Annotated in this window: 28 protein-coding genes and 1 tRNA gene; 19 read left to right on the top strand and 10 right to left on the bottom strand. The window is 48.9% G+C overall.

What is annotated here, in order from left to right; all coding sequences use genetic code 11:
- Window positions 1-87: 87 nt before the first annotated feature.
- The 6 genes from ACTRXD_RS06140 (at window position 88) to ACTRXD_RS06165 (ending at window position 5,395) form a co-directional block, all read left to right on the top strand.
- Window positions 88-175 (top strand) — tRNA-Ser (locus tag ACTRXD_RS06140).
- A 143-nt stretch (window positions 176-318) separates the two neighbouring features.
- Window positions 319-471 carry a hypothetical protein gene (locus ACTRXD_RS06145; RefSeq protein WP_442430958.1) on the top strand — a complete coding sequence of 51 codons (153 nt, stop codon included), beginning with the start codon at window positions 319-321 and terminating at the stop codon, window positions 469-471.
- A 448-nt stretch (window positions 472-919) separates the two neighbouring features.
- Window positions 920-1,369 carry a hypothetical protein gene (locus ACTRXD_RS06150; protein WP_442430959.1) on the top strand — a complete coding sequence of 150 codons (450 nt, stop codon included), beginning with the start codon at window positions 920-922 and terminating at the stop codon, window positions 1,367-1,369.
- Between the two features lie 188 nt (window positions 1,370-1,557).
- A complete protein-coding gene (locus ACTRXD_RS06155) occupies window positions 1,558-1,701 on the top strand; it encodes a GIY-YIG nuclease family protein (protein WP_442431019.1) in 144 nt (47 codons plus the stop codon).
- A 153-nt stretch (window positions 1,702-1,854) separates the two neighbouring features.
- On the top strand, window positions 1,855-2,721 hold the full coding sequence (locus tag ACTRXD_RS06160) for a hypothetical protein (protein ID WP_442430960.1): 867 nt from the start codon (window positions 1,855-1,857) through the stop codon (window positions 2,719-2,721).
- A 910-nt stretch (window positions 2,722-3,631) separates the two neighbouring features.
- Window positions 3,632-5,395: a M3 family oligoendopeptidase gene (locus tag ACTRXD_RS06165; RefSeq protein WP_442430961.1), complete on the top strand. Its 1,764-nt coding sequence runs from the start codon at window positions 3,632-3,634 to the stop codon at window positions 5,393-5,395.
- Between the two features lie 110 nt (window positions 5,396-5,505).
- On the opposite strand, the gene ACTRXD_RS06170 is transcribed toward ACTRXD_RS06165, so the two are convergent.
- The 10 genes from ACTRXD_RS06170 to ACTRXD_RS06215 form a co-directional block, all read right to left on the bottom strand.
- On the bottom strand, window positions 5,506-5,934 hold the full coding sequence (locus ACTRXD_RS06170) for a c-type cytochrome (protein WP_442430962.1): 429 nt from the start codon (window positions 5,932-5,934) through the stop codon (window positions 5,506-5,508).
- Between the two features lie 57 nt (window positions 5,935-5,991).
- Window positions 5,992-6,672, bottom strand: coding sequence for a 7-cyano-7-deazaguanine synthase QueC (gene queC, locus ACTRXD_RS06175; RefSeq protein ID WP_442430963.1), 681 nt, complete (start codon window positions 6,670-6,672; stop codon window positions 5,992-5,994).
- A gap of 201 nt (window positions 6,673-6,873) precedes the next feature.
- Complete coding sequence (locus ACTRXD_RS06180) at window positions 6,874-7,389, bottom strand: TraR/DksA family transcriptional regulator (protein WP_312641248.1); 516 nt, start codon at window positions 7,387-7,389, stop codon at window positions 6,874-6,876.
- Window positions 7,390-7,498: 109 nt separating this feature from the next.
- Window positions 7,499-8,014: an adenine phosphoribosyltransferase gene (locus ACTRXD_RS06185; protein ID WP_442430964.1), complete on the bottom strand. Its 516-nt coding sequence runs from the start codon at window positions 8,012-8,014 to the stop codon at window positions 7,499-7,501.
- An 83-nt stretch (window positions 8,015-8,097) separates the two neighbouring features.
- Complete coding sequence (locus tag ACTRXD_RS06190) at window positions 8,098-8,388, bottom strand: acylphosphatase (RefSeq protein WP_442430965.1); 291 nt, start codon at window positions 8,386-8,388, stop codon at window positions 8,098-8,100.
- Window positions 8,389-8,401: 13 nt separating this feature from the next.
- Window positions 8,402-9,901 (bottom strand): protoporphyrinogen oxidase, encoded by a 1,500-nt coding sequence (gene hemG / locus ACTRXD_RS06195; protein WP_442430966.1) that lies wholly within the window; start codon window positions 9,899-9,901, stop codon window positions 8,402-8,404.
- A 107-nt stretch (window positions 9,902-10,008) separates the two neighbouring features.
- The gene (gene hemE, locus ACTRXD_RS06200) at window positions 10,009-11,046 is read right to left on the bottom strand and encodes a uroporphyrinogen decarboxylase (protein WP_442430967.1); all 1,038 of its coding nucleotides are present in this window, start codon (window positions 11,044-11,046) and stop codon (window positions 10,009-10,011) included.
- 168 nt (window positions 11,047-11,214) lie between these two features.
- The gene (locus ACTRXD_RS06205) at window positions 11,215-11,649 is read right to left on the bottom strand and encodes a hypothetical protein (RefSeq protein ID WP_442430968.1); all 435 of its coding nucleotides are present in this window, start codon (window positions 11,647-11,649) and stop codon (window positions 11,215-11,217) included.
- 72 nt (window positions 11,650-11,721) lie between these two features.
- The gene (locus ACTRXD_RS06210) at window positions 11,722-11,925 is read right to left on the bottom strand and encodes a hypothetical protein (protein ID WP_312641236.1); all 204 of its coding nucleotides are present in this window, start codon (window positions 11,923-11,925) and stop codon (window positions 11,722-11,724) included.
- A 118-nt stretch (window positions 11,926-12,043) separates the two neighbouring features.
- On the bottom strand, window positions 12,044-12,223 hold the full coding sequence (locus tag ACTRXD_RS06215) for a hypothetical protein (RefSeq protein ID WP_312641234.1): 180 nt from the start codon (window positions 12,221-12,223) through the stop codon (window positions 12,044-12,046).
- 201 nt (window positions 12,224-12,424) lie between these two features.
- Between ACTRXD_RS06215 and ACTRXD_RS06220 the strand changes: the two genes are divergently transcribed.
- From ACTRXD_RS06220 to ACTRXD_RS06280, 13 genes are all read left to right on the top strand, one after another.
- A complete protein-coding gene (locus tag ACTRXD_RS06220; RefSeq protein WP_312747467.1) occupies window positions 12,425-12,718 on the top strand; it encodes an FmdB family zinc ribbon protein in 294 nt (97 codons plus the stop codon).
- Between the two features lie 185 nt (window positions 12,719-12,903).
- A complete protein-coding gene (locus ACTRXD_RS06225) occupies window positions 12,904-13,800 on the top strand; it encodes a substrate-binding domain-containing protein (RefSeq protein WP_442430969.1) in 897 nt (298 codons plus the stop codon).
- A 123-nt stretch (window positions 13,801-13,923) separates the two neighbouring features.
- On the top strand, window positions 13,924-15,342 hold the full coding sequence (locus tag ACTRXD_RS06230) for an acetyl-CoA carboxylase biotin carboxylase subunit (RefSeq protein WP_442430970.1): 1,419 nt from the start codon (window positions 13,924-13,926) through the stop codon (window positions 15,340-15,342).
- Between the two features lie 51 nt (window positions 15,343-15,393).
- Window positions 15,394-17,334, top strand: coding sequence for a sodium-extruding oxaloacetate decarboxylase subunit alpha (gene oadA / locus ACTRXD_RS06235; protein WP_442430971.1), 1,941 nt, complete (start codon window positions 15,394-15,396; stop codon window positions 17,332-17,334).
- A 68-nt stretch (window positions 17,335-17,402) separates the two neighbouring features.
- Window positions 17,403-18,290 carry an alpha/beta fold hydrolase gene (locus tag ACTRXD_RS06240; RefSeq protein ID WP_442430972.1) on the top strand — a complete coding sequence of 296 codons (888 nt, stop codon included), beginning with the start codon at window positions 17,403-17,405 and terminating at the stop codon, window positions 18,288-18,290.
- A 110-nt stretch (window positions 18,291-18,400) separates the two neighbouring features.
- Complete coding sequence (tpx, locus tag ACTRXD_RS06245) at window positions 18,401-19,054, top strand: thiol peroxidase (protein ID WP_442430973.1); 654 nt, start codon at window positions 18,401-18,403, stop codon at window positions 19,052-19,054.
- A gap of 40 nt (window positions 19,055-19,094) precedes the next feature.
- Window positions 19,095-19,763 (top strand): thiaminase II, encoded by a 669-nt coding sequence (gene tenA, locus ACTRXD_RS06250; RefSeq protein WP_442430974.1) that lies wholly within the window; start codon window positions 19,095-19,097, stop codon window positions 19,761-19,763.
- Window positions 19,751-20,563 (top strand): hypothetical protein, encoded by an 813-nt coding sequence (locus ACTRXD_RS06255; protein ID WP_442430975.1) that lies wholly within the window; start codon window positions 19,751-19,753, stop codon window positions 20,561-20,563. The genes tenA and ACTRXD_RS06255 overlap by 13 nt, the downstream gene beginning before the upstream one ends.
- 77 nt (window positions 20,564-20,640) lie before the next feature.
- Window positions 20,641-21,030, top strand: a complete 390-nt coding sequence (locus ACTRXD_RS06260) for a VanZ family protein (RefSeq protein WP_442430976.1) — start codon at window positions 20,641-20,643, stop codon at window positions 21,028-21,030.
- 109 nt (window positions 21,031-21,139) lie between these two features.
- The gene (locus ACTRXD_RS06265) at window positions 21,140-21,745 is read left to right on the top strand and encodes a hypothetical protein (protein ID WP_442430977.1); all 606 of its coding nucleotides are present in this window, start codon (window positions 21,140-21,142) and stop codon (window positions 21,743-21,745) included.
- Between the two features lie 272 nt (window positions 21,746-22,017).
- Window positions 22,018-24,420, top strand: a complete 2,403-nt coding sequence (locus ACTRXD_RS06270) for a secretin N-terminal domain-containing protein (RefSeq protein ID WP_442430978.1) — start codon at window positions 22,018-22,020, stop codon at window positions 24,418-24,420.
- Entirely contained in the window at window positions 24,398-24,937 is a 540-nt protein-coding gene (locus tag ACTRXD_RS06275; RefSeq protein WP_442430979.1) for a type II secretion system protein, read from the top strand. Before ACTRXD_RS06270 ends, ACTRXD_RS06275 begins: the two co-directional genes overlap by 23 nt.
- Window positions 24,937-25,338: a prepilin-type N-terminal cleavage/methylation domain-containing protein gene (locus ACTRXD_RS06280; protein ID WP_442430980.1), complete on the top strand. Its 402-nt coding sequence runs from the start codon at window positions 24,937-24,939 to the stop codon at window positions 25,336-25,338. The genes ACTRXD_RS06275 and ACTRXD_RS06280 overlap by 1 nt, the downstream gene beginning before the upstream one ends.
- The last annotated feature ends 5 nt before the right edge of the window (window positions 25,339-25,343 follow it).

A 25,343-nucleotide genomic window follows, 5' to 3' on the forward strand; every position in this document is an offset into this window, starting at 1 on the left:
GTCTTATCAGGTAATTGGAGTTAGGGCCGCAATTGGGTGAGAATCAGTCCTACCAACAATCCTCAAGCTTTTGACTCTAAAAAATTCGGAGGGGTGCTAGAGTGGTCGAATAGACCGGTCTTGAAAACCGGCGTCGTGAAAGCGACCGTGGGTTCGAATCCCACCCCCTCCGCCATTAACCAAACGACACACAAAATTCTAAAATCATCAAATAGCACAAGATCCACTCAATAACTGGGTGGGGTTCGAACCAGGGGTTTTGAAGGGGGTGTGCCCCCTTCATGGGGTGACCGCAGCCATGCGAAGGCACGAGGGGGCATGGCCCCCTTGTGGGAGTGCGGGGTTGCAAGCCCCGCACGACTTCGAATCCCCACCCCCTCCGCCAGCCTTCGCAAGGGCTACGGCTGGCAGGCCAGCACAGAAAAGGATGCGGAGGCTGTCCGCCGAAGTTTTGCTACTAACAATCGATAGCTCAGTTTACTTTCGCTCTAGAATTTGGTTATTTAGTAGCAAGCAGGATATAGTGACCACACTATTCCCCTCTCATTGAAATACGTCTATCTCATCAGTGACTGATGATTTGGGAGGGAAAACGAAAACCTTGCTAGCTGGGTGAATAAGGGTTCATCGACAGCGTCTGCCAAAACCCGCTCAACTTGACAATATCCTTAGGATCCTTCCTGGCATCAACTAGATGGGAGGTCCTGGGAAACATTCTCTCCTCGCACCATGGAAATTACTAATGACCTACGGTACAGTAAACGAAAAGAACCTATGGCACAATTTTCACCCCACATAGACCGTCAAGCATTTAGCGTTCTCTCGATAAAAGAGCAAGACCTATTGGACGCTACATACTGGCGAGACAAAACTCCCCACCAACGTCTCGAGGCCTTGGAACAAACCCGGCGAATCTTATATGGCGAACATTCCACTACCGGAAGACTTCAGCGCGTTTTTGAAATTACTCAATGCCCATGAAGTAAAATATCTGCTGGTTGGAGGATACGCCGTAGGATATCCTGGCTATGTCCGAGCCACGGCCGACATGGATATATGGATTCTATCCAATCCTCAAAATGCATACCGTTTGGTGACCGTCCTCAGAAACTTTGGGTTTGATGTTCCAGACCTCACCCCCAACCTATTTTTAGAGAACGATCAGGTCATTCGAATGGGCGTTCCACCCCTCAGAATCGAAGTGCTAACCTCAGTCTCCGGAGTCACGTTCGAAGAATGCTACAGGGACCGGGAAGTACACCAGTGGGAGGATGTAGCTGTGGACATCATCAGCTTGAAACATCTTATTCTCAATAAAAAAGCCAGCGGACGACATAAAGACTTAGCCGATCTCGAGTATCTCGAATGATTTCCTTGTCAAAGACGGTTCAACAGACTTATCCCCAAACCCCCGAACAAAAAGGCATCTGCCCCTCTTATCCTTTCACGCCTAAGCCTTTGTTCCAACTTCGTGTATTATTGAGAATGCCAAATTTCCTAGATTTACAATAACCGCTAAAAAGCGAAACTCACCAATTCCCAGTTCTTGCAGGGCAGATAAAAAATAGGAGTCAGAACCACTGCCCATTATCCGGCTACACCCATACCTCGAAATTCAAATCTTGGAAGCTCATAACCGTTATGGCTTTTCCTGAGGACTCAAAAGCCCTTGCGTTCGAACGCTATCTCAAAACCGGGTAAGGAAGGGCATTCGCCAAGAAAAGACTGCGGTAATCGGGATATTTCCCCTTCATGGGGTGACCGGAGCCTAGCGAAGGCACGAGGGGGCATAATTAGGAATTCGAGACCCACAGGATTCATATTTTTATGCTAAAGCTATGGATAGTATGCATTGTGATGTTTTTCTTAGTTGGTTGTGGCCAAACCATCGACTCCAGTCCTGAATACTTTCACAATCAAATTCCTGAAAAAGACACGCGCTTGGTTGTATGGGGCAACCACGAGTTGGCGTTAACCACGTCGATTGGTTTTGAATATCAAACATACAAGAATTACCCTGGAGTCGGCGGCTGGACGGACTTTCCCCTGAGTCCTAATAAGTGGAAAATCCGAATGCACATGACAAACGAGGATTTGGAAGTCTTCGAAATAATTCCTATTTTCCTTTTTAACGAACGATACAAAAAAGATACCCAGTGGATTGAAAATTCTATGGCAATTGGTCCTCTTCACTATCAAGAAAGGTTAAGGAGGGAAGTGCTCTTCCCGGTAAGAGGAGTTCCAGAACACGCCCCAGGAGTCGTATCTGAGAATGTGTTCCTGCAAAGAAACCAGCATGACTTTCCCCCTTCCAAAGAGGAGACAGGTGGGTTTTATGATGTCCTAAACATGAGGGCGTCGCTTCAAAAGGTGGGAGAGCGCCAGCGGTGGACACGTCAGGCTCTTTTACCTAGGAACACGCTGAATATTGAATGGGATTCATGGAGTATTTGGGCGTTTCCGGAACACGTCCGACAAACAAAGGGTTTTTTCGTTTCAACTCTTGGACCTGTCATGATCAAAGCCGGCAAGGATACCAATCACGCCGTGATTCCTGTTGTGGAGTTCGTAGCAGACGATCCTAAAAAATTCCATAGGCTCAATGTGAAAAACGTTCAGTTTATCGAACTTTCGATCACCGGGATTCAGAGCATTGAAAGGAGTTCTCCAGAAATTCACGCCTTTCTTCAAGCCTTACTGAAAGAATTCCCCAAAAAATAGTGGATATATTGGGTGGAGGGATGGGCCCAAGTGCATGGCAAATTATTAATGATGCTGCCAGAGGGCCAATAAACGAATTTTACCAAGCTGTCTTTTGGGGTAAAAATCTCACCGGGTTTTCCAAGAATATAATTTCAGGGAACCCAATTCCCTGTTCTTGAATTGTAGCTGAGAAATAGGACTTCCTGAACACCTTATTTTTATGGAGAGTTATGCCATTATGGTCCACAAGTCTCCCTCTAAAACGAAATAAATTCCCTGCATTTTCCCTGTTAAAGACGGAAATGGCAATTGAAAGGACAATGACTACCCCGCAGGCGGTAAGTCAGGGAAAACTGATAGATTTAATTGGTAGGGTTAGTTAACATCGGAGAGAAATTCGCTGTTGACTGCGCACACCGCCAGCCTTCGCGATGGCTACGGCTGGCAGGCCAGTACAGAAGAGAGCGAAGGCTGTCCGCCAAAGCTTCAGCGAAGGAGGACACAAACACTCTTCCACAATGAAGTATGTGTATCTCATCAAAAGCGAATCACATCCTAAGCAGAGTTACAACGGTATCACTAAAACGAACGTGGAAGCCCCGCCCTTTGGGCGGAGAACTTTACTTCCGATTTAAAAAACGACTGGCCATTCACAACGGTGGCGGACCTGTTCATACGTCGAAGGTCAAACCTTGGAAGCTCATAACCTTTATGGCTTTTCTGAGGACTCAAAAGCCCTTGCGTTCGAACGCTACCACAAAACCGGGTCAGGAAGAGCATTCGCCAAGAAAAGACTGTGGTAATCGGGATATTTCCCCTTCATGCGGTGACCGGAGCAACGCGAAGGCACGAAGGGGCAATATTTTTTACTCATACTGGATAAAGACAATAAAATATACTCTTCACTATATCCTTATAAGGAGTACACATGTCGAAGACTCTTCCATCCTGGGACCTTCAAGGTCTCCTGCGCCATCCGACCAAAGACTTCAAGCGGATCACCAAAAAGCTTGACTCCCTCATTTCCGAACTCGAGGCCGTACGACCGGACTTATCCCCGGATATTTCTGCTACCCGTTTCAAAAAAATCTGGGAGCAATACGAAACCGTCACCGAGCACATGACGACGTTGCGGGCTTTTTCGTTTTTATGGTTTTCAGAAAATACAAAAAACCAAGAAGCCCGGGCGTTTGACACTCAAGTACGGAACAGACTGACAGACTGCTCCAATCGACTGGTGTTCCTTGATCTCTGGTGGCAAAGCCTGGATTCCACCAACGCGGCCCGGTTGACGGAAAAGGCCGAGCGGTTTCGGTATCATCTGGAGACCCTGACTCGTTTCACACCGCACACCTTGAGTGAATCTGAGGAACGAATTTTAACCATTAAGAGTACGACCGGTCGTCAGGCTCTCGAAACATTGTATGGCGTCACCACGAATAGCTTGACATTTCCCATGAAAATGAAAGGCCGGACGACCCGTCTGACCCGCGAACAACTCATGGGATATGTCCGGCATCCCTTGGCTTCGGTTCGTCGAGGAGCCTACCACGCGCTATTCAAAGTCTATGGTGAACACCGGGATGTCCTTGGAGAAATGTATAAAAGCCTGGTTCAGGATTGGGGAAATGAAGGCCTCACCTTGCGCCATTACGCTTCTCCGATGGCCGTGCGTAATGTCACAAATGATGTCCCCGAAAAAGCCGTTGATGCTCTGCTGAAAACCTGTCGAAAGAATGCCGTTATTTTCCAGGAATATTTTCGGTTAAAGGCACGGTTACTGAAGATCAAACAGTTTCAACGTTACGATCTGTATGCGCCCTTCGCGGCGAAGAAATCGAAATATTCTTTTGCCAGGGCGAAAGAGTTGGTGATGGAAGCGTATCAAGCCTTTTCACCGGAATTGGCCGAACGGGCGAAGCGGGTTCTTGAAGAGAATCACCTTGATGCTGCGATTCGACCCGGCAAAATGGGCGGGGCTTTTTGCTATAGCGTGCTCCCCACGCAGACTCCTTATGTCCTGGTGAATTTCACCGGCGAGCCCCGTGATGTTTCGACCTTGGCGCATGAACTGGGTCATGCTGTCCACGCGATGATGGCAAAGGAGCATTCCATCTTCACGTTTCATTCGTCGCTTCCTCTTGCGGAAACGGCCTCTGTGTTTGGCGAGCACCTGCTTTCCGATTTACTTCTCCAACAGGAAAAAGATCCCAAGGTCAGGGCGGGGCTCCTTGTCGATCAACTCGACGATGCGTATGCCACCATTATGCGACAGGCCTACTTTGTTCAATTTGAACGGGAAGCCCATCACATGGTTCAACAAGGCGCGACCGTCGATGCGCTCGCTCAAACCTACCTGAGCCTCCTTCGGGAGCAGTTCGGGCCTCGCTTCCCCGTGGACAAGGAGTTTCAATGGGAATGGCTCGCCATTCCTCATATCTTTGCCAGTCCGTTTTATTGCTACGCCTATAGCTTTGGGAGTCTATTAGTCCTGTCGTTGTTTCAACGCTATCAAGCAGAAGGGCCCTCGTTCGTGCCTCGATACCTACAATTGCTATCAGGAGGTGGGTCGGCCAGTCCTCAAGACCTGCTCAAACCCCTACAGGTAGATATCAACTCCACGGCATTCTGGCAGGCGGGATTTACACGGATCCAGGGGCTGGTTCATGAATTGGAACGAAGTATGCCGTGAAGGATTTGCCTCCAAAACGGGGTAAACCATTGGTAAGCAAACAAAAGTCAGTTTTGACGTGATGGCCACCCATATGGAAGGTGGCTGAACCGGGCAACATCCGGTATTGTCTAGAAAATTCCAGCCTGGCGCTGGAGCCACCGGATATATCCAATAATCTGCGTGACGTCATCTGCAGTCACGCCTTCGATCTTCGGCATGTTCCCGAACTTCCAATGGTGGGCCTTGACCCCTTGAGCCGCAGCCCGCTGAAAAGCGAAATCCGCATGGTGACTGGGCTCATAGATTTTATGCACCAAGGGGGGACCTTGAGCCGTTCCCACGGCCTGCACTCCATGGCAAGGGGAACAAAATGCATTGAATTTTTCTTCGCCCTCTTTGAATTCTGTTGGCAGGTCTTTCTCGGCCGATACCTGGGCGATGGTTGCGGAAGGAGATGATTCCCCGGCACTCGTCCCATTCTCAGAGCATCCAACAATAAACCAACAAAGAACCCCTGCCACACCTCTGAGAATTATTCGTCTTGGTTGCTTGTTCATGTCCACGTTCCTTTATATCAGACTCGATCGCATTCAGACCGGGCCACGGCCCCAAATTTATCCGGCGAATAGCGGATCAGGAAGTTGTGCTTCCTTAAATCCTTCTTGACGAATCATGCAACTATCACAATGGCCACAGGGTTGATTTTGTTGACCTGGATTATAACAACTATTAGTCCATTGAAAAGGCACCCCTAAGGCATGGCCTTTTTGAATTATCTCACGTTTGGTCAAAAAAAGTAGCGGGGCGAGAATGTCGACCGGTTGGCCTTCCAATCCCATTCGGGTGCCAAGACGAGCCACTTCCTTGAAGGCTTGAATAAATTCCGGTCGGCAATCCGGATAACCGGAATAGTCACGAATATTGGCCCCAAAAAATATGCTGGAGGCACCCAACACCTCGGCATAGGCCAGCGCTAGACTCAAGAAAATGGTATTCCTGGCTGGAACATAGGTGACGGGAATCTGCTGTTCACGATCCCGTACGGTTCGATTGGTGGGGACAGGAATCTGATCGGTTAGCGCGGATCCACCAAAGGTTCGCAAGTCCAATGGGATTATTTTGTGTTCTTTGACCTCAAGATATTCAGAAATTTTTTGCGCACAATCAATTTCCGTTCGATGGCGTTGCCCATAATCAATAGTCAGGAAATACAGCTCATATCCTTCTGATTTGGCAATGGCAGCCGTCACCGTTGAATCCAACCCGCCACTTGCCAGAACAACAATCTTTGACATGAGCTTACGAAGGCCGTCCTTGACCCCTTTTTCCCGCCTATTAGATGGATCTGGATTTTTTTGTAAAGGAATGATCGGTCACAGGCTCAAGTGTTGGTGGTAGGACCGTTGAAGGCAAAAAACACCATTGCCAAATTGGATGGGTATATGCCAATCCCAGCTAGACACGGTGAAAGAACAGAAGCGGCAAACCTGATGATATTATTGCCGCTGTTCCGATCGTTCAATCTTTTCCATCAGTTCACGTTTGGATTTACACTCGACGCATAAACGGGCAAACGGAAGCGCTTGCAAACGCTTTTCATTGATCTCTCCCCCACATTCCGCGCACACGCCATAGGTGCCTTCATCCAAACTATCCAAGGCGTCATCAATCAATTGTCGTTCACGGTTTCGCATTTCCTGAAGAGAAATCCCCATTTCGCGATCCAAATCCACCAGCGCCTGGTCCCCGCTATCCATGGCCGCTTCCAGCCGCCGTTGTTGTTCTTCTGTCACTGATTGTCCAAGCTGTTGTTTGATTTCTTGAATCAACGCCTCTCGTTTGGCCAAAAGAATTTCCTTTAACGCGACATGACGATCTTCCGTTGGAGCTTTCGCCGGCTTCCGCGATGCGGGGGTTGGAGAAGTGGCTTTTGATGGGCCTTTAGCCGGCCCTTTTTTTGTTCCGGCGGAGGCCGTTGTTTTTGTTTCTTTCTTGACTGGTCTTTCGGCCATACTACTTTCCTTTCTTCCTTCCAAAGTTAACCATTCTCTCACACGACAGGAAAACTCATTGCAAACATCTTCCCCGGTGAATCATGCGGTAATAGGATCGTCCATGTACTTACTCATAAGTAATTAGGGAGTGGATGTCACACCCGTTCAATTTGTTTCGTCCATCGAGTTTCAGCAATTCGACAAGAAATACCACGCCGGCAATATCGCCACCTAATTGCCGAATCAGGTGGACAGTCGCCCCGGCCGTTCCTCCAGTGGCAAGAAGGTCATCAACCACAAGCACTCGCTCTCCCTTTTGAATCGCATCCCGATGAATCGCCAAAGTCGTCGAGCCATACTCTAAATTATAATTGACTTCAAACACATCGGCCGGCAATTTGCCGGGCTTCCGAACCGGAACAAAACCGGCTTTCAAGTGATAGGCCAATGGGCTTCCCAAAATGAATCCTCGCGATTCAATGCCCACCACTCTGGTAATACCGGCATCCTGATAGTGACGTAGGCACTCATCGATGATGGAACGAAAACAAACAGGATTATTTAATAAGGGCGTAATATCGTAAAAAAGGATACCCGGCTTAGGAAAATCGGGAACCTCACGAATATGTGCTTTATAGTTCATGGAATAACGACTCAACATTGATAACGACCGTGCATGGTTCCGGTTTTGAGATCGGAATAACCGGATTCCAATGCCCCTATCCCCTACAGAGAAGTACGAAGGACATGAAACCCTTCAGTTTGCCTGTTTGGGTCTTTCCAGTCAACCGTTACCTGAAGAACTTGAGAGAGAGGAGGTCCTTTGTGAATGGTTTCAAGAAAGGTATGAACTGATGCTTGAGGCCCTTCAACTTCCAATTCGACTCCTCCTTCAGCACGGTTTCGCACCCACCCATGTAATGCCATTTGGTTGGCCTGCATTTGCACAAACGCTCGAAACCCGACTCCTTGAACTTTTCCGCTAACCCAGGCATGAGCCCGAATAATCGCGTCCATTTGCTCTTCCACGTTATCCGATCTGGCCCCTTCCACCGGATTCTGTGCTTCCAGAATTTTTTATTCCATGATTCGCGGCATAATCCTGTAGCAGTTGCTTTCCAACCTTTGTGCCTTCCCGTATACAATCGGGGATACCGATGCCATACAAACCTGCTCCCGTGATATACAGGCCTGGCGAACGGGCTAACTGTTCCTGAACCTTAGCCAACCGATCCCGATGTCCGAGCACATATTGAGGCATCCCCTGCCGCCATCGATGGACTTCTGTATAGGTCGGGGCAGCCGTGATTCCCACCATAGAGAGTAATTCTCCCCGAACACATTTCACAAGGGTGCGATCATCCTGCTCCACAATCGTCTCTCGCCCTCGACCTCCAATATAACAACGGATCAGAGTTTCTCCAGCCCGGCTCCGATCGGGCCACTTCAACGAAGTCCAGGTTGCGGCTAGCAATGGGCGTTGTTCTTTTCGAGGCACCACAAATCCGAATCCTCGAATCTGTGAAGCAATAGACTCAACGGAATAGGCCATAGAAATCGTCGCGGTCGAAGCATAGGGAATCCCATCTAACAGACTCGCTGTTTCGGGACGAACTGTACGAAGTAACCGAGCGGTCTGATATGCCGGAGTGGCCAACACGACCGCATCAGCTGGAAGCCGATTTCCATCCTCCAACATGACCTGAAATTCCCCTGACTCCAGATTCGGAGATTGAATTTCCAGACACCCGACCCCTGCCATCAACCCTACTCCACGTTTGCGCAATGCCTCCACCAGGGCCTGAATGAGTTCACTTAATCCACCACGAAGCGACATAAACATGGTGGTGGCTGCGCCGGAGGAACTCGGGGCTGGTGGCGCACTGGCCAGAGCCTTTCGCATTCCCTTAATGACACTGCCATGTTCCCGCTCTAATTCGCGGAATCGTGGAAAGGTCGACTCAATACTGAGTTCATCGGCATCCCCGGCATAGATGCCTGCCACCAATGGTTCGATTACATACTCGAAGGCTTCGGTGCCAAATCGTCGACGAAAAAAATCTCCCAAAGATTCATCTGCCGGCCGAGGATTCTGCTTTGGCCAAAACCGTTCGGCAGCCATGCGAAGCATCCCCCCCCAGGTTAGGAGCCCGCTGGAAACAAGCGTATCAACCCGTCTGGGTCGAAAGGCCAATAAACCTTGTGGGAGTTCTCGCAATGCTCCACGGCAAAATGAAAATGTCTGATTGTGTTGGAGGTTGGTAGAAATCAACTGATCCTGAAGTCCTAACGTGCGACACAATTCTAGAGCCCATGGTTTGGAAGTCAGGAACGAGTCAGGTCCACCTTCGATCAGATAGTTGTCCGTCACATGTGTCAGAATTTTTCCACCCCACCGAGGCTCTCGTTCCACGACTGTGCATTGCACGGGTGTCTGTGTTGTCGCACTCTCCTCCCTGAGAGCATATGCCGTGGCCAGTCCGGATATTCCCCCTCCGACAATCACCACTTGGTATGGAATTTTCCTCATGAAGTCCCAAGCAATCAGAAAGGAAATGCATGTATGTGGCTAAGACATTGAAATAAACAGGTGTTCATGGGGAGGGAAAAATCCGACGGGGGAAAAGTACCGCTACATCATTCACGTGAAGAAGCCGATGAATACCGGCGAACACATTCAATGGCAAACTCAACGCTGTGTAAAGGAGTATTAGGAAGAATGCCGTGACCCAAATTAAAAATGTGACCGGGTCTGCCGCCAGCTTGCAGCATAATATCCTTCACCCGACGCTCAATTTCTTTTTCCGGGGCGAACAGAACCAGGGGATCCAGATTACCTTGAATACTCACATCAAACCCGATAGTGCCCCATGCTTCATCCAAACGAACTCGCCAGTCGACACCCATCACATCGCTTCCCGCCTTTCGCATCAGCGGAAGAAGACCGGTCGTTCCCGTTCCAAAATAGATGAGGGGAATTCCCTCAACCCGTAAGGCAGAAAAAATATTTTGCACATGAGGAAGGACGTATTCTTCATAATCGCCAGGACTTAAACAACCGACCCAACTGTCAAAGAGTTGAATGGCTTGTGCGCCTGCTCGACTTTGTACTCGTAAATACTCCACGACAACCACGGACAGTTTGGACATCAATTGATGCCACACGGTCGGCTGGGAGAACATTAAGTTCTTGGTTCGGGCATAGTCCCGCGAGCTTCCGCCTTCAATTGCGTAACTGGCTAATGTAAACGGCGCTCCGGCAAATCCCAATAACGGAACTCGATTATCGAGAGCCTGAAGTGTCTGGCGAATGGCTTCTCCGGCATAGGCAAACGCCTCGCCATCGACCGGACGCAGATCCACAATACCCATCTCACCGCGTATCGGGTTATCAATGACCGGACCCTTCCCCTCAATAAATTCCAGGTTTAATCCCATGGCTTGGAGGGGCAATAAAATATCCGCAAAAATGATCGCCGCATCCAGATCAAAGCGATTGATAGGTTGCAGCGTGACCTCGGCAGCTAACGCAGGCGTTTTGCATACCTCCAAAATAGAATGCTTGCGTCGGATAGCCTGGTATTCTTCCATGTATCGGCCCGCTTGCCGCATAAACCAAACAGGGGTTCGGTCTACGGGCTGACGCAAGCAGGCTTTTAAAAATCGATCATTCATGGCGGGCATTTTACGAATGGAAAAAGAGTGAGTCAATCAATCAATAACGAACACAGGTGGCGTGACTGGTCAATATGCACAGATCATTTTCCTGAGACCACCTATTACCATGAAATTTTTTCCCTGGCCTTAGGGTAACACAAGGACACAACACAAACTCGCATCTGTTCATGGCAGGAGAGGTGTTAGCTCTTGCCGGATCCGCTGAGCCTGGTCCTCCACAGCATCTTGTTCAACTTCAGACAGGAGCCACGCCTCATCCGGCTGCAGCTCAATGCGATAATGTTGTTGATGAGTAGAAAACCATTCAAAGTAGGGATGGGGTTCAAGGAGAGGATGCGGATCAAACGACATGAGACTGACTTTTCCTAATTGAGGGACGGAAAAATCATATAACGATTCTCCTGCCTGAGGATCATCTAAAAAGCGCGGATTACGAAAACCAATCACCTTTCCGGCAATCTCTCCAACAAAATCACCTACTAAATACACATCCACGGCCTCAAGCCCGGCAAAGGTAATTTGCCCAATAACGGATCCGACAATCCGATTGTCTAAAAAGCCCTCCTTCACCCACCGGGCATTCGCAAATTTCTCAGCCATACAAAAAAATTATTAAAAAATAAGGAAGAATCCTGTTCACGGACTGATGAACCGATTATCCGCAAACACGAATTACGGTTTACATAAGGGACATTTGAGTTGGAGGGAAGCGTCAGTATTTTCCAAATATTCCAGAGCCGTATCCTTATCCGGATATTCGGTCCACCCACCCTCCCAAAAATCAGACCGATGCGGGCCTGAAGGCACCTCCGGGCAACGATCCCGATGGATCATCGCTTCATCAAGTGATCGTTTCAAATGGATCCAATACCCCATAGTCGTGATGCTCCTTCACTGAGTGGTAAGCCGAGCCTGCCCCACAGACACGATCAAAATCTGACGTGGGGACAACCTGGTCGGAATATAACGGAGAGGGAGCCTGCCCTGCAGGAATTCAATTATCAACAAATTGCCATTCATCTTTGTCTAAAAAAACTTTTTGGCCGGCATCAAGCTTGGCTTGCTGCTCTTTATCAAAAAACTGCATATACCGCTCAATGCGATCTGGATCGTCAATGCGCTCCTCCTTGACCATTCCAGTGGGCAATTTAAATTTCCGAATTAACACCGACATGACTCATTCCTCCAAAAATTGTCTGTAAAAAGACCAACGAAAAATTATAGTGAAATCATAAACTTGCCGTCAATCTTTTCTGAACAATTTTAGACACACCTCAATTAGCTATTGGCCACGTCAATATAATCTTCGATATACTCAAACTTTGACGGAGATATCATTCATGTTCATCCTCGTATAATTTCAAAGGAGTTATGTATGCCATTGTATGAATATGTCTGTGAAGGGTGCGATCATCATTATGAGGCCATGCAAGCCCTGAGCGTCAAACCGGAAGAAACGCTTTGCCCAAAATGCAATACTACCCAAAGCCGACGAATTATGTCCTCGTTTGCGTCAAAAATTGTGGGAACACATAAACCAGGATTCGCTGAAGGCAAAGCCTATAATATGCTGAATGAACGAATGGATAAGTTTTCCAAACTCCCCCCAATTATGGGCCAGCGCGCGGCCCCGACCGAAGCCAATTCCCAACCCTCCGGAGGAGAATAGGGTAAAGCTTGGGCGGCCCTTTGAATGGTGATCGCCCAAGATTTTCTCACTTCCCCATTCCTCTCCCCTTGACATTTATTTCCATAAACCGGAAAGATGTGCCCGTTTTTTATTCTTGGTGATAACTTTTTCTGTAGTTTCGACCACTTGCGCAACGGTTGTTCTTGCTAAGGAACCTAAGAAATATGGCGGCCACCCGGCTCTTTAACAATATTGTTGGCAAGGTTTTTTGTGTGGTCGGGATAGGTTTTCTCTGGGGACTCATTCTTTCAGTGGCCCTTGGGCATTCAAAAGAATCACCTAATTCAGATCCTCCCCTTACGGTTCCAACTCCGATTTCAGGGACCATTCTTATCGTTGGAAATGGACCAGAGCGTTATCTCCTGGAAATTCTGGCTGCGGAGTTTGAATCCCGCCATCCCTCTGTTTCCGTCGATATTTTTTGGCATCCCAATGCCAAGCCTATCCGAACTATCGAACTCAACGAAGCCGACATTGGGATCACGGGGGAAGAGGTTCCTTCTCTCAGATCTACGCCAATTGCCAGAGACGGCATCGCTGTCTTAACCAATTTTTCAAACCCGGTGAAAGAAATGACCACCCAGCAAGTTGCGGATGTCTTTTCTGGAAAAATCCGGTATTGGTCTCAAGTTTATGAGGAAGCCCCTCAAACCAAAATCGTGCTCATCAATCGAACCACGAATGAAAATATTCGACAAGGTTTCGAAAAGATATTACGTATTCCAGATGGGATCCCGCGTTCCGCCTATAGAGCAGGAACCGAGGATGAGGCCATTAAAGCAGTAAGTGGAAAACTTGAGGCCATCACGTTTGTATCCATGACTCCGGCTCTCAGGGCGAAAGAAGACGGAGTCGCGATCAATCTTCTGTTTATTAATCGCGTGGAGCCTGAAGTACAAACGGTACTGGATAATCGCTATCCACTCCAACGACCCGTGATGCTCATCACGAATGCCCAACCTTCACCTCAGGCCCTGGCCTTTGAACAATTTGCTCTCTCACGGGAAGGCCAAAACCTGATGCGAAAAGGGAAATTTTATCCACTTCTTACCGGTCAATAATTGACGGAAAAACCCTGATTCGGTTGTCCATCTTCTGATACCATCTCAGCCTCGTGAAAAAGACCGGAGCATCACCTGCACGGTCATTTATCTCAAATTATTACGACACAACACTAGAATCGAATGTTAAAAAAAGTTTTAGTTGCCAATCGAGGAGAAATTGCGATGCGGGTCATCCGGGCATGTCGAGAATTCGGCATTGCCACGGCGGCGATTTATTCAGAAAGTGACGCCACCGCCATTTACGTCAAAAAAGCCAATGAAGCGTATTTAGTCGGTCCAGGCCCTGTACAAGGCTACCTTGATGCTCGACAAATTGTAGGATTGGCGAAGCGGATTCGAGCGGATGCCATTCACCCAGGATATGGATTTTTAGCAGAAAACGCCGATTTTGCCCGGCTCTGCGAAGAAGCCGGTATTCTTTTTATTGGTCCATCTCCCCATTCACTCGAACTACTGGGCGATAAGGTCCAGGCTCGAGCACTGGCCATAAAAATTGGCGTCCCTGTTGTTCCAGGGACAGATGGCAGTGTGAGTACCCTAGAAGAGGCCCTGACGTTCTCCCATAAGGCGGGATACCCGGTTATGGTCAAAGCCAGCGCCGGGGGTGGAGGGCGAGGCCTCCGCGTCGTGCGTTCGGACGATGAATTACAAGAGGCCATGGAGGCGGGAGCCCGTGAAGCCCTGGCAGCCTTTGGAAACGGGGAATTATTTCTTGAAAAATATGTGGAACGACCCCACCATATTGAATTTCAATTACTGGCAGACAAAAACGGCTATGTGATTCATCTGGGAGAACGCGATTGTTCGATTCAGCGGCGCCATCAAAAACTCATAGAAATCGCCCCGTCACTTGTGTTAACCCCACGACTACGGGCGGAAATGGGGGAAGCGGCCATCGCCATGGCTCGCGCCGCCCAGTTTTATAATGCCGGGACCGTGGAGTTTTTGTTGGATCCCGATGGACGATACTATTTCATGGAAATGAACCCTCGCATTCAAGTGGAACACACTGTCACGGAACAGATTACCACCGTTGATATTGTGCAATCCCAACTATGGATTGCCGCAGGACGCCCTCTGGTCTTCGGGCAGCATGAGGTCAATCTCCAGGGCTATGCCATTCAATGTCGGGTGAATGCGGAAGATCCCCAAAACGGATTTCGACCCTCCTCGGGAAAAATCACGGCTTATTTATCCCCTGGCGGCGTTGGAGTCCGCATTGACGGAGCGGTGTACAAAGATTATACCGTCCCTCCGTATTATGATGCCCTGTTAGCCAAGTTGACGGTTCATGGTCGAACCTGGGACGAAACGGTTCGCCGAACTCATCGCTCACTCGAAGAATTTGTCCTGCGGGGTGTCAAAACCACTATTCCATTTATGACAAAGCTCATGGAAGAACCGGATTTTCGAGCCGGGCGATTTGACACCTCCTATCTTGAACGCCATCCAGAACTCTTTGAATATGAGGAAGCAGAAGAACCGGAGGATCTGGTTATTGCCCTGTCCGCAGCCATCGCCGCGTTTGAAGGATTATAACAACCGTCACGATAACGTTGTGATCCCGTTGCACATGTGAAAGGTCGCCTTATGTCACGAAAAACCGCACACTCTGATAAAAGCAGGAAACCCAGTCGTCCCGTCCCTACCCGGACAAAATTGGATGCCGCTCCCGCTCTGGATATCGAAGCATCTCCGAAGCGCCAGGTCTTTTTAACCGATGTGGCTCTACGGGATGGACACCAATCTCTGTTGGCGACCCGCATGCGCACAGAGGATCTCTTATCCGTGGCATCCGAATTAGACGAAGTCGGATTTTGGTCACTAGAAGTGTGGGGTGGTGCCACCTTCGATTCATGCCTCCGGTTTCTTAAGGAAGACCCCTGGGAGCGCCTACGAGCTTTCCGGGAGGCCATGCCGAAAACCCGTCTTCAAATGCTCTTGCGTGGGCAAAACCTTGTGGGATATCGACACTATGCTGACGACGTCCTTGAAAAATTCATTGAATTGTCGGCTCAAAACGGCATTGATGTCTTCAGGATCTTTGATGCGCTGAATGACATCAGAAATATCAGGCCGGCCATGGAAGTGGTGAAGGCTTGCGGCAAGCATATCGAAGCAACCATTTGTTATACCGTCAGTCCGGTCCACAGCCTGAATCATTTTGTGGAACAAGCCAAACAACTCGAAGATCTTGGGGCAGACACCATTTGCATTAAAGATATGGCCGGACTCCTACCTCCCTTTGAAGCCTATGAACTGATTTCACGATTAAAGGCCACGGTTCGAGTCCCGATTCACCTGCACACACATTACACCTCCGGTATGGCTTCCATGTCTTCCCTGATGGCGATTATGGGCGGGTTGGATATTCTGGATACCGCCTTATCTCCCCTTTCCGGCGGTACCTCCCATCCTCCAACCGAATCGTTTATTGCCGCCCTGCGGAATACACCGTATGACACGAAATTGAATCTTGAGCAGATCGCTCCGGCTGCGGATAAATTACGCAAGGCACGAAAACGCTATCGCCAATTTGAAAGCGATTTTACCGGTGTCGACACGGACATTCTTCTCTCCCAAGTGCCTGGTGGAATGCTCTCGAATTTGGCAGCCCAATTGGCCGAGCAAAATGCCCTGGGGAAAATCAAAGAAGTGCTGGAAGAAATCCCGCGCGTGCGAAAGGACATGGGGTATCCTCCTCTCGTCACCCCCACCAGCCAAATTGTCGGAACGCAAGCGACACTGAATATTTTAACCGGTGAACGCTATAAAGTGATTACCAATGAAACCAAAAATTATTTTCAAGGCTTGTATGGGAAACCACCTGGCACCCTCAACTCCAAGATTCGGCAAAAAGCCTTGGAAGGCGACGTCCCCGTGTCCGGTCGTCCCGCTGACAACCTTGACCCTGAACTGGACGATGCAAAACAGGAACTCGTTGGGCGAGAGATGGCTGAAGAAGACATTGTCTCCTATGCACTCCTCCCATCAGTGGCGTTGCAATTTTTTGATGAACGGGAGCGAGGGGAACTAAAACCCGAGCCCCTGCATGACTCCTCGGAGAGTGGACCGGCTGTGGCTCACGATCTTCATTTAGCCCCGGTAGAATTTAACGTGACGGTTCACGGCGAGGCCTATCACATTCGCGTGTCGGGATCCGGGCAGACGGTTGACGGCGTGAAACCCTATTATATTAAGGTGAATGACAAACTTGAAGAAGTGTATCTCGAACCGATTCAGGAAGTCTTAGCCGGCTCACCTGACCCTCCACCATCCCAGACATCAAAGAGGGAAAAACGTCCCAAGCCATCACAACCTGGAGACGTGACCACACCCATGCCTGGCCGCGTGGTCAAGGTCCTCGTTACCGAGGGTTCAAGTGTCAACGTGGGTGATTCCCTTTTGGTGGTAGAAGCCATGAAAATGGAGAATCGCGTCCAATCGCCTATTGCCGGGTCCGTCATCACCATCTACGTGAGAGAAGGAGATGAAGTGAATCCTGATGAAACTCTGATTCATCTGGAATAATAATGCAGGGCCGCTCTCACTTCCGATCATTTCTCCTTTTCATGGTCTCACTTGGATGCTTGACGATCTTGGGTTGCTCCTCTCTCAGGGCACTCCCTTCCGGAATCGAACTAATCCAACGTGTGCCCTATCAGATCACCAGAGTCAACACCCATCGCATTGCCTATCTTGACGTCGGGCAAGGTCCACCGCTCATCCTTATCCATGGATTTGGCGGGTCGATGTGGCAATGGGAACATCAATATTCTGTTCTGGCCCATACTCATCGGGTCATCATCCTGGATTTGCTCGGCTCTGGGCTCTCTGATAAACCGGAAGCCGCGTACACACCAAAATACCTCTTGGAGTTTTTTCGGGAATTCATGGATACCCTCAATATTCCACGAGCCACTTTAGTTGGGAATTCCATGGGAGCGGGGTTGGCAATGGCCATGGCCCTTGACTACCCGGAACGTGTGGAACGACTTGTGCTCATATCAGGATTTCCTGCCCAGGTTGAAAATAGTATCGCTTCCCCGCATTACCAAAGCTTTCTCTATCACCGCCCTCCCCTCTGGCTCGCAAAATTGGGAAATTGGATGGCAGGAAAAAGGACCACGGAACATATTCTCAAAGAAATCATTTATAATCCAGCACTCATTTCCCCTACGATCATTGATCGTTCATTTCATAATCGCCAACGGGGCGACTTTCTTGCCCCCCTCTATTCTTTAATGGACAATATCAAGACATGGGAGGGACAATATGGAAATAGGCTTCAAAAGATTTCTCATCAGGTCCTCCTCTTGTGGGGGGAGCATGATCGGGTGTTTCCACTCAAAGTCGGTGAACGGGTAAAAGACCAGTTACCGCATGTTGAATGGCATGTCATCCCTGAGGCCGGACACCTTGCACAATGGGAAGCACCCACTATCGTGAACCAATACATCCTCTCATTTTTAGAACGAAAATCCTGACGAAACATTTTCCAACAGGCTATCACCCTAAGCTTGAAAGAAAATGATAGTTTTTACACACCACGGCACCTCAAGCTCGGATTACCGATCCGGATAGAAGGAGCATTATTATGCCAAGAATTTCGATTATTTCGTTATTTCTCATCTTAACGGCTGTGCCATTACCGGGTTGTTCGACCTTTAATGATCAATCAGGACACGATTTCTCCTATAAAAACATTCCAGTTGATAAAGAAAGCGCCGGAACAGGAGAGGGTTCGACCATTCTATTTCGAGGCACTCCTTTGCCGCTGAGTGGTATTGAAGTGAAAGCCGGAGAGACTCTTCGTGCGGTCCCATTGGCAAAAGGCGATTTATCACTCGTAAACATTCATGAAACGCAAGGGAAAGTCCGCATTATCAATATTGTGCCTTCCCTGGATACCAAGGTGTGCGAACAACAAACGCATTATCTGAGTGAGAAAAACCAGGGTCTTGATCAACAAGTGCAACTGATCACCATTAGTATCGATACCCCTTTCGCTCAAGAACGATTTGCGAAAGAAGCGGGCATTACCAATGTTGAATTTCTGTCTGATTTTCGAGGCGGAGAGTTTGGGTCTTCCCACGGATTACTGTTGGAGGGGCCGCATGTCCTGGCACGAGCCGTCATGGTCGTCGATGCGAATAATGTGATCCGCTATCTCCAGGTCACTCCGGATCTCGGCCATATGCCGGATATGGATAGAGCATTTCAAGTGGCTCGCTCCGTTCTACAAAACTAGTGGCACCACACACGTTGAGAAAAATTCACCACGGACTCTCATGACGTTTTCAGAACAATTACGAAATCGTGCAGCCCCTATTTGGGCAGCCCAGTTAAAACATCCCTTCGTCCTGGCATTGGGCAAAGGCACGTTACCGGCAAAAAAGTTTCAATATTACATCCTACAAGATGCGAGGTATTTAGAAGAATTGGCCAGAGTTTTTGCTCTAGGATCGGCCAAAGCGACGGATGGAGATACGGCCCTTCGCTTTGCCAAACTCGTTGAAGACACGATAACCGTCGAACGAGGGCTTCATGAATCGTATGGAAAACAATGGGCTCTTTCCCCCAAGGACATGCGATCCACTCCCCTTTCTCCAACAAATTATGCCTATTGTCGCCATATGAGAAGCGTTGCACAAACCGGGACACTCGGGGAAATTACGGTGGTAACTCTTCCCTGTGCATGGGTCTATTGTGAAATCGGACACCACCTCTTGGAAAAGGCAGCACCCAAACCCTCTCATCCGTATTATGAATGGTTGCAGCTGTATGGGTCACCCGAATTTGCAGAAGTCACCCGATGGCTGCGCGAAGTCGTCGATCGCTGCGCGAAAACCGCAGGCAGGGCAGAAAAAGGCAGGATGGAGGAAGCCTTTCTCATCAGTTCGCAATATGAATGGATGTTTTGGGATATGGCCTGGCGGGAAGAAAAATGGCCCATATAGCCGATGGGGTGTATTTATCTTTTAATAATATGGCCTGGGCTGAATTCACCCATTCCAACACTCTGCGCTTTCCTTCACCCAACACCTGTCTTCGAGAACGCAAACCCATGAAACGAAGCCAAAACCCCTTATTGTATTTTCTTGCGTTATTCAGTTTTTGTGCAGGGCTTCAGTTTCCGGATCAGGTCAACGGACAACCTCCCATGGCCAAAGGAATCCAACCTCTTATCCAACTGGAAAGCCAGTCTTTGCACCAACTAATTCCTAAGAGTATCCGACCCCTCCTGCTTCCAAAAGAACAGGAACAATTCCTTCAGGAACTTGAAGGCCACCCGCCGGATTGGCATACCTTACAGAGCCTGGATCACACGGAGCAAAGTGAGCGCCTGTTCCAACTAAATCGCACACGAGACGAGGCCCGCCTTATTCACAAGGACATCCTGCAACAGCCCATTGCCTTCTTGTGGTCAGGCTTTCTCCGAAGATATATGCCAGAATATCAGGGATTTTTGGTGGCCCTTGGCCCAGAACTCACATCCACATCATGGGGTATTGTTCGCTTTAAGCCCATGGGATTGCCAGACTATCTGGTGGCCCTCCCCTCTCTTGAATCGGCCAAGCAAATTCGGAGTCAGCAACAAAAGGGTGAGCAAATTGCCATCGGCGTCCTTTTTTTTGGTACTCTGGTTGCCGATGAATCACTCATCTATAGTTTTTCTCATGATCAGAAAGGGGACGGGATGATCTTGCCCGTCGTGCAAATCGAAGACGTACGGTATTTCATTACACGGCCAAACTGATTATTATCCAACAATTAAGCCACCATTCAAAAAGGACGTGTCAGATTTCTCCGACCCAAACCATATCAAAACCATTCGTGATATTGAAGTATTGGGGACCAGTAGTCCTCTATGCGCTCGCTATTGTGTATCTGTCCTCTCAATCAAATCCTGCCCAACAACTCCACCTCCCTTCCTTTATATTCAATATTAATGATAAATTTTTACATGCCTGCGAATATGGCGTCCTCGGGATTTTGCTCTATCGCGCATTAAAATATACAACCCCGAACGCGGGGAATATGGGCCTCGCCATCATCTGCGTCATCGCATTCGGAATTTCCGATGAGATCCATCAATGGTTTGTCCCCCAGCGTCAGGCTGACATTTTGGATCTCGTTGCCGATACCTTTGGCGCCGCATTTTTAATTTTTGGTTGGGTGCTCCTAACAGAGAAAGGACGAAGACGGCTGATTATCCACAAGTAACCCTCACTCAACTCCATGGCGCAGTGGTCATGAAACTGATGCCGGCACCCTCACACACAGACAGCATCATTCAATGAGGAAATCTTTCAAGGAATATTCGGAAAGCCGGATGGCCTCTCTCACAAACCAGAATGGGGTCACCTACCTTTTCGTCATGATGCTGGTGGTCGTCATGTCCATTGCCACGATGGAAGTCACTCAACCATGGTCGGTCATCATGCAACGGGATCGAGAGGCTGAGCTACAATTTCGTGGGACCAGTATTGCGAAAGCCATTGAACGGTTTGTGGCGGACTGGGAAATTCAAAAAGCCACACGCCCCAACCAATGGCCGCGAACCCTTGAAGAATTAACGAAGAAGTCACCCAAACGGTATCTCCGGAAGGCCTACGCTGATCCCATGACCGGAAACAAGTTTGCGCTTATAAAAATTGGCCAGGAGATTCATGGAGTCAGAAGTACCAGCACCGAGACCCCGTACAACCAGGATATCTTCAAGGGTGCCAAGACGTACCAAGCCATCCGCTTCGAAGCCAAGGGAAGCACCAACTGCCAGGTCAACCCGCTCAATCCGAATGCGCCGGCCAACTGTGCTCCCGCAGGGAACGCACTTCCTTCAGGGGAAACTTCCCTAGGGGATACTCCTTCGACAACTTCCCCGGTTCAAGCTCCATCAACAGAAGCCCCGGCAGAGGATATCCAAATTTTCCAGTAAGATTAAACCATTAGATTTTCCATAACGATTATGTATGATAATGCTCCTATTCGTACCTCCCTTTGGGCTTAACCGAACACCCTTCTTTTATTCTCTGACAAAATTTTCAGGCTCAATATTGACGAAGGAATATCCGATACAGAAACTAGAGTAGCTTAAAGAAACGAGCAGGTATCTCTAGCTCGAACTTGACAGATGTGCTATGTTCAGGAGGATTTTTGATTTCTTCTGTCTTACCCCCCCGTCATTCTCATTAAATTGCGAAGGTTCCAATGCATAGATTAAATCCGTTTTGCGTGTTGGCCATGGTCTTTATGATGGCTCTGATGTCCTGCACTCTTCGTGAAACACAACTTGGGGATGAACTTGAACAAAAGGGCGATTTTGATGGGGCCGTGGCGGCTTATCGGGAGGCCCTAAGAAAAGACCCCTTCAATAAGGAAATTGATGAAAAATTCAAAGCGGTGAAAATTCGTGCGGCAAATCAACATTTCTCCCGTGGAAGACAAATGGTGAAAGAGCGGAAAATGGGCGAAGCCCTTCAGGAATTTCAAATAGCAGTGGGGCTGGATCCACAAAATAAAGAACACCATACGGCCCTCAACGATGTCTGGCGCTTAAAGAGTGCTCATCAAACCTTTTTGGATGCCAACAAAATGGAAGGCCTTGGTCGATACGACGAAGCCATGGCGCTCTATGAATCAGCCGTGGAATTGGACCCCTCCCTGTCCGAGGCTGTTGAAGGCATCACCAGAGTGGTTCAACTGCAGAAAGCTACTCAAGCCATCGGTGGCTCCGCCGAGCCCGTGACTCTTCGATTCCAGAATACCCGTCTTAAACAGGTCTTTGAAATTTTAGCGAGAACCGCCAACATCGATATTCTATTCGATAAGGATGTTCGGGATGACCTCGTCACCATTTTCACTAAGGACACACCCTTTGATGAAGCCTTAAATCTCATCTTGACGACCAACCAATTGTTTGCCAAACGCGTGGGCCCTGATCGACTCCTGGTCATCCCCGATACCAAGCAAAAACGGGAGCAATATGATGACCTGCAAATCCGCACGTTTTATCTTTCCAATGCCAAAGCCAAAGATATCGCGAATCTGCTTCGGACGATTCTGGAAACAAAGCGCGTCTATGTGAACGAGCCCTTGAACACCGTGGTCATACGGGACGAACCGGCCAAGGTCACTCTGGCGGAGCAAATCATCCTGGCCAATGATCGTAGCGACTCGGAAGTCCTGTTTGAAGTGGAAGTCCTGGAAGTCAACCGCACCGACAGACAAAACCTGGGTTTACAGTTTGCCAAAGAAGCTGGCTTTGGAGTTTTTCCGCCAAATTTCGATTCAACGGATCCTACTAGACCTATAAAAGGAACCTTTGACACACTTGCAACATCATGGACATTCCAGGAACTCACGAGCATTGGTCAAAGCTCTTATCTGTTTCGTTTTCCCAGCAGTGTGTTGCTGAATTTTTTCAAACAGGAGTCCCAGGCAAAAACCCTGGCTTCGCCTAAACTCAGAGTGCTCAATAATCAAAAGGCCTCCATCAATGTCGGGGATAAACAGCCCATTCTTCTCTCAACGACCAATGTCTTACCGGGTCAAGCCACCACGGGAGGAACACCTACCACATCGACCGTGACCTCCATTGAGTTTAAGGATACGGGCATCAAAGTCACCGTTGAGCCGACCATCCACTTGAACAACACCATTTCCCTGCGATTACAGATAGAAGTCACCCGCCTGGGAGCTAGGGAAATACTTCAAGTCTCTCCCTTAATTACCCAATTCAAGTTTGGAACCCGTACCGCGGACACCGCCCTCAATATGCGGGATGGTGAGACCGTCGTGCTCGGCGGGCTCCTTTCAGAGGAGGACTCAAAGACGCGGGATTCCGTTCCCGGGGTCGATGACATTCCCGGGCTTGGTGACCTCCTCAGTAACACTAATAAGGAAAAAATTACGACCGAGGTCATTTTGGTGATTACCCCTCATATTGTCCGAAACGTCCAACCTCAGCAGTTAGCGAAACAGACTCTCTGGTCCGGCACGGCCAATCAGTACACCACCAAGCCGATGTTTTCACAACCCGACCCGGCTGTGTCTCTTCTGAACACCCAGGACTTGCTCACAGACACGACCGATTCTTCCGAATCGGCAGCGTTCCCCAAAGATTTCTCATTAACTGATGGAATGACATCCGATTCAACATCCGTGGAACCAGGCTCGGCGGATGCATCGCAGCCTGTGACCGATAGGTCTCGCCTACAAGTCCTGCCGACCGCTGCGTCAGTTAAAGTCGGAGAGCAAATATCCATCACCATTCAAGGGGAAAACCTGTCATCGGTCGGAAAAACCTCTCTCACGCTGACCTATGACCCAGCGGTCCTCTCCTTTGCGCAGGCCAATGAAGGAACAGTATGGACATCTCAGCAAATGGTTCCAAGTATGACCGTCTCCGCCGTGCCACATTTAGGACAACTGGTTCTCCAGATGGGTCAGGAAGGAACAGCCGTCCAAGGAAGCGGCTCACTTGCCACGGTGGTTTTTGAAGCCACGGGGCCGGGAACCTCAAACATTCACATTCAACAATCAACGTTCTTGGGAGCCAATGGCCAATCTATCCCGGTCATGGTGGAACATGGCAGAGTGTTGGTGGAATAAACCCTCGTCAGCTCAAAGGGGGGTAACCTTAATCGAACTCCTGGTCACGTTGGTCATTATGTTCATATTAGCCTCCGTCGCCCTACCCATTGCGAAAGTCGGCATTAAACGGTCGCAAGAGTTGGAGCTTCGCCACACCTTACGAACGGTACGAACTGCTATTGATGCATTTCAACTAGATTGGGCGAGAGATGGCGCTACCCTCCTGGGACCGTTATGTGTCAAAAATAAATTAACTTGCAAAGAGGAAACCGGGATAACGGGGTATCCCAAAACGCTTGAGACCCTTTTAAAGGTTGAATTAACCGGCGACGAAGCCCAACTCGGTGAGGGACCAAAAATTCGACGATACCTCCGGAAAATCCCCTTTGATCCCATAACAGAGACCACTGAATGGGGGCTACGGTGTTTCCAGGATGAACCAGACGAATCCCGGTGGTGCGGGGAAGATGTCTTTGACATCTATACCACCAGCGAAAAAAAGGCAATTGATGGCACCCCCTATCGTGAATGGTAATGACCCACTTTGTAGTTTTTGGCAAAAAGGGCTACACTTTGCTGGAGCTCATGATTGTCGTGGCAATCGTGGGGATTCTGGTTTCTATCGCGATTCCCACGTTTCAACATACGGCAATAAAAGCCAAGGAAGCTGCTCTGAAGCAAAATTTATTCACAATGCGAGCGGTCATTGATCAATTTTATGCGGATAGAAAGGAATATCCGGCGACCTTAGAGGACCTGGTGGAAGAGAAGTATCTTCGAGCCATCCCCGTGGATCCCTTTACCCACTCCTCGACCACATGGACCGAAATTTATGAAGAACAGGAGGAGGGCGAGGACTCTCCTGCTGGAATATTTGATGTTAAAAGTGGGAGTGACGGTCAATCGCTGAATGGCACTCCCTATACAGAATGGTAGGTAGG

It is taken from the genome of Nitrospira sp. T9 (assembly GCF_052156535.1).
In the GTDB taxonomy this organism is placed as follows: Bacteria; Nitrospirota; Nitrospiria; order Nitrospirales; family UBA8639; genus Nitrospira_E.

What these genes read in the sequence shown, in the direction of transcription:
- ACTRXD_RS06145 (WP_442430958.1), top strand. Translation starts at nt 319, where the DNA reads ATGGCCCCCTTGTGGGAGTGCGGGGTTGCAAGCCCCGCACGACTTCGA.
- ACTRXD_RS06150 (WP_442430959.1), top strand. Translation starts at nt 920, where the DNA reads ATGGCGAACATTCCACTACCGGAAGACTTCAGCGCGTTTTTGAAATTA.
- ACTRXD_RS06165 (WP_442430961.1), top strand. Translation starts at nt 3,632, where the DNA reads ATGTCGAAGACTCTTCCATCCTGGGACCTTCAAGGTCTCCTGCGCCAT.
- ACTRXD_RS06170 (WP_442430962.1), bottom strand. Translation starts at nt 5,934, where the DNA reads ATGAACAAGCAACCAAGACGAATAATTCTCAGAGGTGTGGCAGGGGTT.
- queC (WP_442430963.1), bottom strand. Translation starts at nt 6,672, where the DNA reads ATGTCAAAGATTGTTGTTCTGGCAAGTGGCGGGTTGGATTCAACGGTG.
- ACTRXD_RS06180 (WP_312641248.1), bottom strand. Translation starts at nt 7,389, where the DNA reads ATGGCCGAAAGACCAGTCAAGAAAGAAACAAAAACAACGGCCTCCGCC.
- ACTRXD_RS06185 (WP_442430964.1), bottom strand. Translation starts at nt 8,014, where the DNA reads ATGAACTATAAAGCACATATTCGTGAGGTTCCCGATTTTCCTAAGCCG.
- ACTRXD_RS06190 (WP_442430965.1), bottom strand. Translation starts at nt 8,388, where the DNA reads ATGGACGCGATTATTCGGGCTCATGCCTGGGTTAGCGGAAAAGTTCAA.
- hemG (WP_442430966.1), bottom strand. Translation starts at nt 9,901, where the DNA reads ATGAGGAAAATTCCATACCAAGTGGTGATTGTCGGAGGGGGAATATCC.
- hemE (WP_442430967.1), bottom strand. Translation starts at nt 11,046, where the DNA reads ATGAATGATCGATTTTTAAAAGCCTGCTTGCGTCAGCCCGTAGACCGA.
- ACTRXD_RS06205 (WP_442430968.1), bottom strand. Translation starts at nt 11,649, where the DNA reads ATGGCTGAGAAATTTGCGAATGCCCGGTGGGTGAAGGAGGGCTTTTTA.
- ACTRXD_RS06210 (WP_312641236.1), bottom strand. Translation starts at nt 11,925, where the DNA reads ATGGGGTATTGGATCCATTTGAAACGATCACTTGATGAAGCGATGATC.
- ACTRXD_RS06215 (WP_312641234.1), bottom strand. Translation starts at nt 12,223, where the DNA reads ATGTCGGTGTTAATTCGGAAATTTAAATTGCCCACTGGAATGGTCAAG.
- ACTRXD_RS06220 (WP_312747467.1), top strand. Translation starts at nt 12,425, where the DNA reads ATGCCATTGTATGAATATGTCTGTGAAGGGTGCGATCATCATTATGAG.
- ACTRXD_RS06225 (WP_442430969.1), top strand. Translation starts at nt 12,904, where the DNA reads ATGGCGGCCACCCGGCTCTTTAACAATATTGTTGGCAAGGTTTTTTGT.
- ACTRXD_RS06230 (WP_442430970.1), top strand. Translation starts at nt 13,924, where the DNA reads ATGTTAAAAAAAGTTTTAGTTGCCAATCGAGGAGAAATTGCGATGCGG.
- oadA (WP_442430971.1), top strand. Translation starts at nt 15,394, where the DNA reads ATGTCACGAAAAACCGCACACTCTGATAAAAGCAGGAAACCCAGTCGT.
- tpx (WP_442430973.1), top strand. Translation starts at nt 18,401, where the DNA reads ATGCCAAGAATTTCGATTATTTCGTTATTTCTCATCTTAACGGCTGTG.
- tenA (WP_442430974.1), top strand. Translation starts at nt 19,095, where the DNA reads ATGACGTTTTCAGAACAATTACGAAATCGTGCAGCCCCTATTTGGGCA.
- ACTRXD_RS06255 (WP_442430975.1), top strand. Translation starts at nt 19,751, where the DNA reads ATGGCCCATATAGCCGATGGGGTGTATTTATCTTTTAATAATATGGCC.
- ACTRXD_RS06265 (WP_442430977.1), top strand. Translation starts at nt 21,140, where the DNA reads ATGGCCTCTCTCACAAACCAGAATGGGGTCACCTACCTTTTCGTCATG.
- ACTRXD_RS06270 (WP_442430978.1), top strand. Translation starts at nt 22,018, where the DNA reads ATGCATAGATTAAATCCGTTTTGCGTGTTGGCCATGGTCTTTATGATG.
- ACTRXD_RS06275 (WP_442430979.1), top strand. Translation starts at nt 24,398, where the DNA reads ATGGCAGAGTGTTGGTGGAATAAACCCTCGTCAGCTCAAAGGGGGGTA.
- ACTRXD_RS06280 (WP_442430980.1), top strand. Translation starts at nt 24,937, where the DNA reads ATGACCCACTTTGTAGTTTTTGGCAAAAAGGGCTACACTTTGCTGGAG.